Annotated in this window: 5 protein-coding genes; all 5 read left to right on the forward strand. The window is 41.1% G+C overall.

Going from position 1 to position 8048, the window contains the following annotated elements:
• Window positions 1-296 precede the first annotated feature (296 nt).
• On the forward strand, window positions 297-2966 hold the full coding sequence (locus tag DBR43_RS01380; RefSeq protein WP_124577198.1) for a TonB-dependent receptor domain-containing protein: 2670 nt from the start codon (window positions 297-299) through the stop codon (window positions 2964-2966).
• 10 nt (window positions 2967-2976) lie between these two features.
• A complete protein-coding gene (locus DBR43_RS01385; RefSeq protein ID WP_124577200.1) occupies window positions 2977-4308 on the forward strand; it encodes a DUF4876 domain-containing protein in 1332 nt (443 codons plus the stop codon).
• Between the two features lie 2 nt (window positions 4309-4310).
• On the forward strand, window positions 4311-5840 hold the full coding sequence (locus DBR43_RS01390; RefSeq protein ID WP_124577202.1) for a DUF6850 family outer membrane beta-barrel protein: 1530 nt from the start codon (window positions 4311-4313) through the stop codon (window positions 5838-5840).
• A 3-nt stretch (window positions 5841-5843) separates the two neighbouring features.
• Window positions 5844-6983 (forward strand): cytochrome-c peroxidase, encoded by a 1140-nt coding sequence (locus DBR43_RS01395; RefSeq protein WP_124577203.1) that lies wholly within the window; start codon window positions 5844-5846, stop codon window positions 6981-6983.
• Window positions 6984-7149: 166 nt separating this feature from the next.
• Window positions 7150-7812 carry a hypothetical protein gene (locus tag DBR43_RS01400; RefSeq protein ID WP_124577205.1) on the forward strand — a complete coding sequence of 221 codons (663 nt, stop codon included), beginning with the start codon at window positions 7150-7152 and terminating at the stop codon, window positions 7810-7812.
• Window positions 7813-8048 lie beyond the last annotated feature (236 nt).

Consider the following 8048-nt stretch of genomic DNA (forward strand, 5'->3'; position numbering starts at 1 on the left):
CGAATAAAATCGAGGCAATCAATATACTCAACCGGCAATTTTCAAATGAAAATTGCCGGTTTTTTCTTTTATAAAAACAAGTTTTGTCAACCACTCCCCTTCTTCTTCTCTCCGGACATTCAAGTAAGGGACAGAGATCCCCCCTTTATCTCATTTTTATTACAAAGCCGTTTATTAGATAGAATTATTCTAAATAACTTGCATAGCTAGTGTAAAATCTACACTTTTGCAGCAGGGATTAGAATCAGTCTAAATTGAAATTACTTTACAAACACGTACCAATCATAGCATTATGCATGCTTAGTCTGCATAGCTATGCACAAAAGTCATCGGTAAACATACGCGGTTCGGTTAGGGACGAGCAGAACAAACCATTAGATTTTGTAACTGTGAAGCTAAAAGAAGCAGATCGGGTTACGTACACAGATCAGGAGGGGAAATTCAATTTTAACCTCAATCCGGGCGAGTTGAAAACCCTTTCTCTTTCCATTGCAATGGTAGGAAAGGCCGGCAAAGACACGACAATTCTGCTCGCCAATTTCTCAAAGGAGCTCAATATCATCCTCCAAAATTTAACACTGAAACTGGAAGAAGTCCAGATCACCGAAGAAAGAAAAATCCTTTCATCCAATTCTTCGATTTTGTTTGGAAGACAAGCCATAGAACAAATCCAGGCATTTAGTCTGGCAGACATCCTCAATAACCTGCCGGGTAAAACGATTACGCCTCCCGATCTTCAGAAGCCACTGAGCATTACTTTAAGGGGCCAGGCTTCAGGCCTGCATAGCCTGAACAATTCCATGGGCGTTGCCATTATTCTGGATGATATCCAGCAATCAAATAATGCCAACATGCAAAACTTAAATGTTGGAAAATATGGCATGGCCGGTTCGGGAATTACGAGCAAAAACTATGGAGGCTTTGATGTTCCATTTTCAGGCATTGACATCCGGGAAATTCCTGCAGATAATATTGAAAGCATCGAAGTCATTTCCGGAGTTGCCCCGGCAAAATATGGAGACTTAACTGATGGCGCAGTAATCATCAACCGGAAAGCAGGGAGAACAAATTATCAGTTTACTTCCAGAATCAATGCTTCAACAACCAATTTTTCTTTATCAAAAGGCTTTCAACTACCCGGAAAGTCCGGCGCATTAAACCTGTCACTAAACTATCTGCTCAGCGAACAGGACCCCAGTGACCCCCTAAAATCCTATAAAAGAATCAGTACCGGTTTAATGTGGACCACAAAGCTGTCCAAAGCGATAAAAAATACATTTTCAATCGATTACAACACCCGTCTTGACAATGTTAAAAAAGACCCTGATGTAGGACAGGACTACATGACTTATGCAAAAACAAGAAATTTGTCGATATCTAACAGAACTTCCATCCAAATTAATGGGCCTCTGGTCAAATCTTTAGATTTCAGCGCCGGGTACAGTTCGGCTTTTCAGGAAACCTATGACCAACAATACCTGAATGGTGCACCAAAAGCAATCGCTGATAAAGACACCATAGGTTTATATCAGGGGTATTTTATTCCGGGGAATTATGTAGCTGTAGATCATGTAAAAGGCAATCCTAAAAATCTGAATGGAAACATCAGCTTAAATAATGAATTTAACACTGGCAACCTCGTTCACCGGCTAAGTTTGGGTGCAAACGTTTATTATTCCGCAAACAATGGGCAAGGTGTTATTGTAGACCCCACCACTCCCCGTTGGGCAAACCAAAAATATCAAAATGAAAGGCCGTATGACTACGAATCTCTTCCTGCGGTATTCAATTACAGCATTTATTTACAAGACGGCTTTCAATTTGACTTTCTAAAAAGGCCGATGAATGTAAATGCAGGACTACGGTACGACATACAAAATAACATAGGAACCTTACAGCCCAGAGTAAACATGAATTACGACCTTGCGAAAAATTTTGGTATCAATGCAGCATTCGGCTTATCAACCAAATCACCCGGCCTTTCCCTCAGGTACCCTGCCCCGGTTTATTTTGACATTCCGGTACACAACTCCTATACGGGATACGATATTGAAAGTCTGTTCCTGGTTTACACAGACAAAATCGTTCCGGACAACAGTAAGCTAAAACCCGGCAGATCCAGTCAGCTTGAATTTGGCCTGACTTACAAGGATAACTTCTTCAATACCTCACTAACCAGCTATTACAAACAAAACAAAGATGGCTTTACTAACCGGAACAATTACAAAATCTATACAACAGATGAATACACTTATGTTTACCATCAGGGACAGCGTCCGGACTATTTCCCAAATGGAAAGCAGAAAGATTGGATAACCAGCTACAGTAGTTCTGTCAATGACCTGAGCAGCAATAATTTTGGGATAGAATGGATCATTAGTACCAAAAAGATACCTGCAATTCAAACCAGTTTTAACCTTAGCAATTCCTTCGGCTATTCGAGCTCAAAATCAGCACTGGAATACACTCAAAAAGCAAACGAGAACTACACTAATGACAACTATAAAGCTTGGTTTGGGGTCTATAAAGGAAAAGAAACAGACAACTACACGATCACGAGCAAACTATCAACCACCACACACATTCCAAAATTAGGTTTTGTGGTGAACCTTCGGGCGGATATTTTCTGGCAGAGCTACCAAAGAATATTAAACGATAGCTACCTTCCAATCGCATGGCTCGACAAAAAAATGGTAAGGCATGAAATACCGGTCTTTTACAACAACAATACAGACTATAATTACCTGGCACTGAACTCAAAAGCAGAGTCCGCGACAAGACAACCATTCGTTTATTCCAATCTAAGCATGTCTGTCGCTAAAGAAATAGGCAAGAACATAAAAATGTCGCTAAGTGCTAATAACGTATTTAATATAAGAAACAGATATTATAACCCAAGAACAAATACGGTAACGAACTATACTTACCCGGTAAGTGTAGGCGCAGAACTTTCTGTTAAATTTTAAAATCAATAAAATGAAAAAAAAACAATTACTTTCTATTCTTTTCCTATCCATAGCGTTGCTCAGCGCCTGCAAAAAAGACAATCCTGAAGCCGAAGCCATCTCCATTTCCTTCCATGTAAAATTCGATGAGCAGGCCGCTGCGTTGGGACTTTCTCCTGTAAATACGGAAGTAACCATTACCAATCAAACCAATGGCCTTTCCAACAAGGCAAAAACAGATGCCAGTGGAAATGTTAAATTCGACAGCATTATTCCCGGAAACTATACCGTAGTTTCGAGCCTAACCATCAGCGCAGCCGATTACAGCATCGCATCAGGTTCACTTACACAGGAAGACGTGGTATTTAATGCCAACCTGAATCAATTCCTTAATAAAACCACAGGCAACTTAGAACTGGTCCTCAAAACCGGCCGCCTTGGCGATTGGTTGCTAAAACAAATTTATTACGGTGGCTCGCACAACATAAACGGCGCAATATTCAGAGATCAATTTTTGGAAATCTACAACAACTCAAACGAGGTGATGTATGCAGATAGTCTATATATCGGACTGGTAGTTGGCGTTGGAAATACCAATTCTGACATCAGCAGATCCTGGTTTTTACCTTCCGGGCAGTACAACTGGACAGATGCACTAAACATGAATAATGCAAAAGCAAATACCGATTATGTATACCTGACTACCGCAGTAAGAATCCCTGGAAATGGGAAACAATATCCTGTACAACCCGGAGCGAGTATCATTGTTGCACAAAATGCCCTGAACCATAAGGTACCTTATACAGATGCCAACGGAAAAGCCATCAGTGTCAAAAATCCAGAGCTAACTGTAGATTTAAGCAAAGCTGACTTTGAAGTTTACTATGGTGACCTGGCCGGTGTCAACCGTCTTGCATCTGATATTGATAACCCTTTGGTTCCTAATTTAGATGTCGTACACCGTATTTCAGACAGAGATTTTATCTTAGACAACAATGGAAGAGAAGCGATTGTATTGTTTAAAACAACAGCGAACCTTAACAGCTTCCCTAAATTCCCGACACCGGATGTAAAAACAATAACCAGCACCACTTCACAATATATTCAGATGCCAACATCAATCCTGACCGATGGAGTAGAGATTGCTTATACTTTAGAAACCAAACGTGTTCCACACAGACTTCCGGCAACCATTGATGCAGGTTTCACTTTTACTGCAGGTGGACCATACAGTTCTCAATCTGTAATCAGAAAAACAAGTAAAACTGTAAATGGCAGAAGAATCCTTAAAGATTCGAATAACTCTTCATTGGATTTTGAATCATTAACCATGGCCGATCCAAGTAAAATGGCTTTTAAATAATAATGAGAGCACAATTATTAATTATATTATCCCTACTGTCTGCCGACTTATTTTCTCAGGAAACTAAGTCGGCAGACAGTGTGTTTTTCTATGAACAGCGACAGCGGCACCTTGAATTCAGCAAGCAAAATGCAACCCTCCTGCTGAAAAACACCGAAAATCAGATCGGAAAAGTATCATTGATCTACGACTATACATCGGGCAATCTGAAAAACGCACAGATGCCTGCCAGCAATTCCAACATTCAGTTCAGCTCGGATGGAATTAGAAAACTTGGCCGGTTAAAACTTTATGGGGATTTTACCTATTCCAGAATTAAAGATCATGGACTGGGAAATTCATTAAGAGGAGAGGAAATCGATGATCAGCCTTTCTATTACTTTGCGGAAAAAGAAAGTGAGGTCCAGCGACAAAAGTATCATGCCAATGGAATCATCAGTTATGAATTGATCCGGGATAAAATCTACCTTTCCTCCGGCTTCAATTACATCTATTATCTTGCTGACCGTTCGATTGACCCCAGAATATCACTCAACTGGTTCGATTTTATTGCCAAACCCGAATTGACCTGGATAAATAAACATTTTCATCTCGGATTAAGCGGGCTGTGGGGCTATGGCGTTGAAAATACAGCTCTCAAATACAAAAACAAAGACTATTCTAATGGAGTTGCTTATCCTGACCGAATTACTTACCTTAATTATGGTTATGGTTATACCCGAAAGATGTATGACAATTTTTCACGCAGAAAACAGTACAAAGGATTGGGAATTCATTTGGCAACAACGCTTGATTCCTGGAACACGTTGCTGAACCTGGACTACAAAGTGTCTGAGGATGCCAACGGAAGATCCTTAGAGTCTTCCTTAAAAAATCAGGTATTTAGCACTTACCAAAGTGATCAGCTGGAAGGACAACTGCTCTTAACCAAACAAAGAGGTCATCAGCTTCAACAAATAGAGGCAGCTTACAGTACCCTCATCGGTGAAGATTACCTGGAAGCCCTTGCGGCTAAGAATTACACTGCTAAAAGCCAAATGGCTTATTTATCGTTTTCCAATATGAAAAGTAAAGGAAATCACTCTTTTGAATGGGGATTACATGCCCGGTACCGCTCTGCCTTTAAAAAAGATGCGGTCACCAGCCATTTGTTCGAATACAGTTACCTGCAGCCGGGATTAAAAGCCGGATACTATCAGGCGAATCCCGGAAAATACAGGTTCTCTGCCATAGTTTCCCCATCACTGATCCTTCCTTTGCAAACCATTGCCAATGTCGCTTCTACACAGGTAACGGAATTTACAACCACCATCACCTATCCGGACTACGCCTTCCGAAAAATTACTTCGGGAAGGCTTGACCTTAAGCTTCAATACATTAATCAAACCTTAAGCAAAGATTTCAGAACCGGAATCACTTTAAATGCAGGTTTCAGCAAAGCACTGGATAAACCGGAGATTGAATATCCCAGCAATTTTTTACCCGGAGAGCAGCGTTTCTCTATGAATCTTTCCTTAAATCTTTATTTTTAGCCCATGAAAAAGGCATTTTCCACCCTTAGCGGGTTGTTGTGTATTTTATTATTTCTTTCCTTCCGCTCCTATGAATTTCTTCCTGACGATGAAATTCCAATTGACTCGCTCCGTAAGGTCTATTCCAAATCTCCGGATCAATGGCCAAAACCAAACGTAGATTCGGGGGTGAACTTTGTAGAACTGGGCGTATTGCCCCCTTCCCCGCTGGAAGGACAAAAGGGAAAACTGAAAGGCATCATCGCATTGGGGAAAACATTATTCTTTGATCCACGTCTTTCCGGCTCCAATCAGATTTCCTGCTCCAGCTGCCACGCATCGGACTTAAACTGGACAGATGGCCGTGAGGTCGCAATCGGTCATGATCATGCCGCAGGGAAGCGGAATACGCCTACACTGGAAAATGTATGGGCCTTCGATAAGCTTTTTTGGGATGGCCGTGCAACAGGATTGGAAGATCAGGCCGCAAATCCAATTACCAATCCGATAGAGATGCACCAGGATTTAAAAAAGCTGCCTTCAAAACTAAATAAGATCAAAGGTTACCAGCCTTTGTTCAGCGCTGCTTTTGGAGACAAAAAAGTAACGGAGGAGCGGATCCTTTCTGCCCTTGCCACTTACCAAAGAACAATCGTCAGCAGAAAATCAGATTTTGACTATTTTCTGGAGGGAAATAAAAAAAGAATGTCTGATCAGCAAATCCTGGGCTTGCATTTGTTCCGTACAAAAGCGCGTTGTGTCAATTGCCATAATGGTCCCCTGTTTACGGATGGGGACTTTCACAATTTAGGCCTGACCTATTACGGTCGGAAATACGAAGACCTCGGCTTGTATAACATCAGTAAAAAACCGGAAGATGTCGGTAAGTTCAGAACCCCGGGATTGCGCAACGTGATGCGCACAGGTCCCTGGTTTCACAACGGACTGTTCGACAATATGGAAGGAGTGATGAACATGTACAATGCGGGAATGCCACATCAAAAGCGCAGACCCGGACAGGAAAATGATCCGCTGTATCCTAAAAATGATAAACTGCTCCGTGGTTTGATGCTCAGCAAAATGGAAAGAGATGCCATCATTTCTTTTATGGAAGCCATTTCCGGAGCTTCCTGGAAAGAACGATCGCCAGAATTACCTCAGTAAATAAGGGCAATCAATAAATCTTTTGCATAATGATAGCAGGAGGTGTTATGTTTGTGGAAGGAAAAATAAAACCATCCCATGAAACCATCATGATCTTACAGATCACATCACGAAATGACAAAAAGATCATGATCGCTTCATTACCATAAAAAAACAGTAAACACTTATGAAAAACATATTCATCTGCCTGCTATTTTTTTGTTTAAAAGGATATGGACAGGAGCTTAAAGACTTCCGCCCTCCTGCCGGCTTTAAACAGGTAATGCAAGCAGAAGGAGACCTGGACAAGGATGGCATCAATGAATTGGTTTACATTTACAACACTACCCGCAAAAGTGGGGAAGATGGATTCTTCAGGGTGCTTTACATCTGTAAAAAACAAAACGGGAAAGTTAAACTATGGAAAGAGAACCACTCTGTGATCTGGGAGTACCAACGTTACGGCCGCATCTTCGATGAAGTTCCGGATCTGAACATGAACATCAAAAACAATACCCTGATCATTACTCAAACCTTCAATTCCAACTCCAGACATTCCCATAAATACAAAAACATCTTCCGCTATCAGAATGGAGACTTTTACCTGATCGGCTCCACCTACAATGATTTTGACACCTGCGAATGGGACTTCCAGTATGACATCAATTTCTCTACCAGGAAAGTAAACGTCGCTTACACGTATGGAACATGCGAGGACGACAAGACTCCACCTGAAGACAAATACCTCAATTTCACCTACCCGTTTAAGCAAATCCTCAAAATGGACATCTTTACCCCGGGAAACACCGAAATCAAAATTCCAGGAAGCAAAAAATTCTTCTACTACTAAGTCCCTGGTTTAAAGCCACATTGTCTGAATTCCGTCATAAATCACCAATTAAATTAACCATAAGGAGATAAAATATCAAATAACAAGTACATTGATTTAATCAAAAAATCATCTGATTTCTGTTAAACATCCTTTCCGACAATGCCCTTCTCCCGGTGTGTTAAACTTCGATTTCCGCATACATCTGGTCCGATATGACGTCGAGACAAGTCCACAGTAAGTCCACAGTGAGTCCA

Origin of the sequence: Pedobacter sp. KBW06, from assembly GCF_003852525.1 — a bacterium.
Classification (GTDB): Bacteria; Bacteroidota; Bacteroidia; order Sphingobacteriales; family Sphingobacteriaceae; genus Pedobacter.

Bases quoted from the DNA above. Each gene is read 5' to 3' on its own strand.
- DBR43_RS01400 (WP_124577205.1), top strand. From the start codon at position 7,150: ATGAAAAACATATTCATCTGCCTGCTATTTTTTTGTTTAAAAGGATAT.
- DBR43_RS01395 (WP_124577203.1), top strand. From the start codon at position 5,844: ATGAAAAAGGCATTTTCCACCCTTAGCGGGTTGTTGTGTATTTTATTA.
- DBR43_RS01390 (WP_124577202.1), top strand. From the start codon at position 4,311: ATGAGAGCACAATTATTAATTATATTATCCCTACTGTCTGCCGACTTA.
- DBR43_RS01385 (WP_124577200.1), top strand. From the start codon at position 2,977: ATGAAAAAAAAACAATTACTTTCTATTCTTTTCCTATCCATAGCGTTG.
- DBR43_RS01380 (WP_124577198.1), top strand. From the start codon at position 297: ATGCTTAGTCTGCATAGCTATGCACAAAAGTCATCGGTAAACATACGC.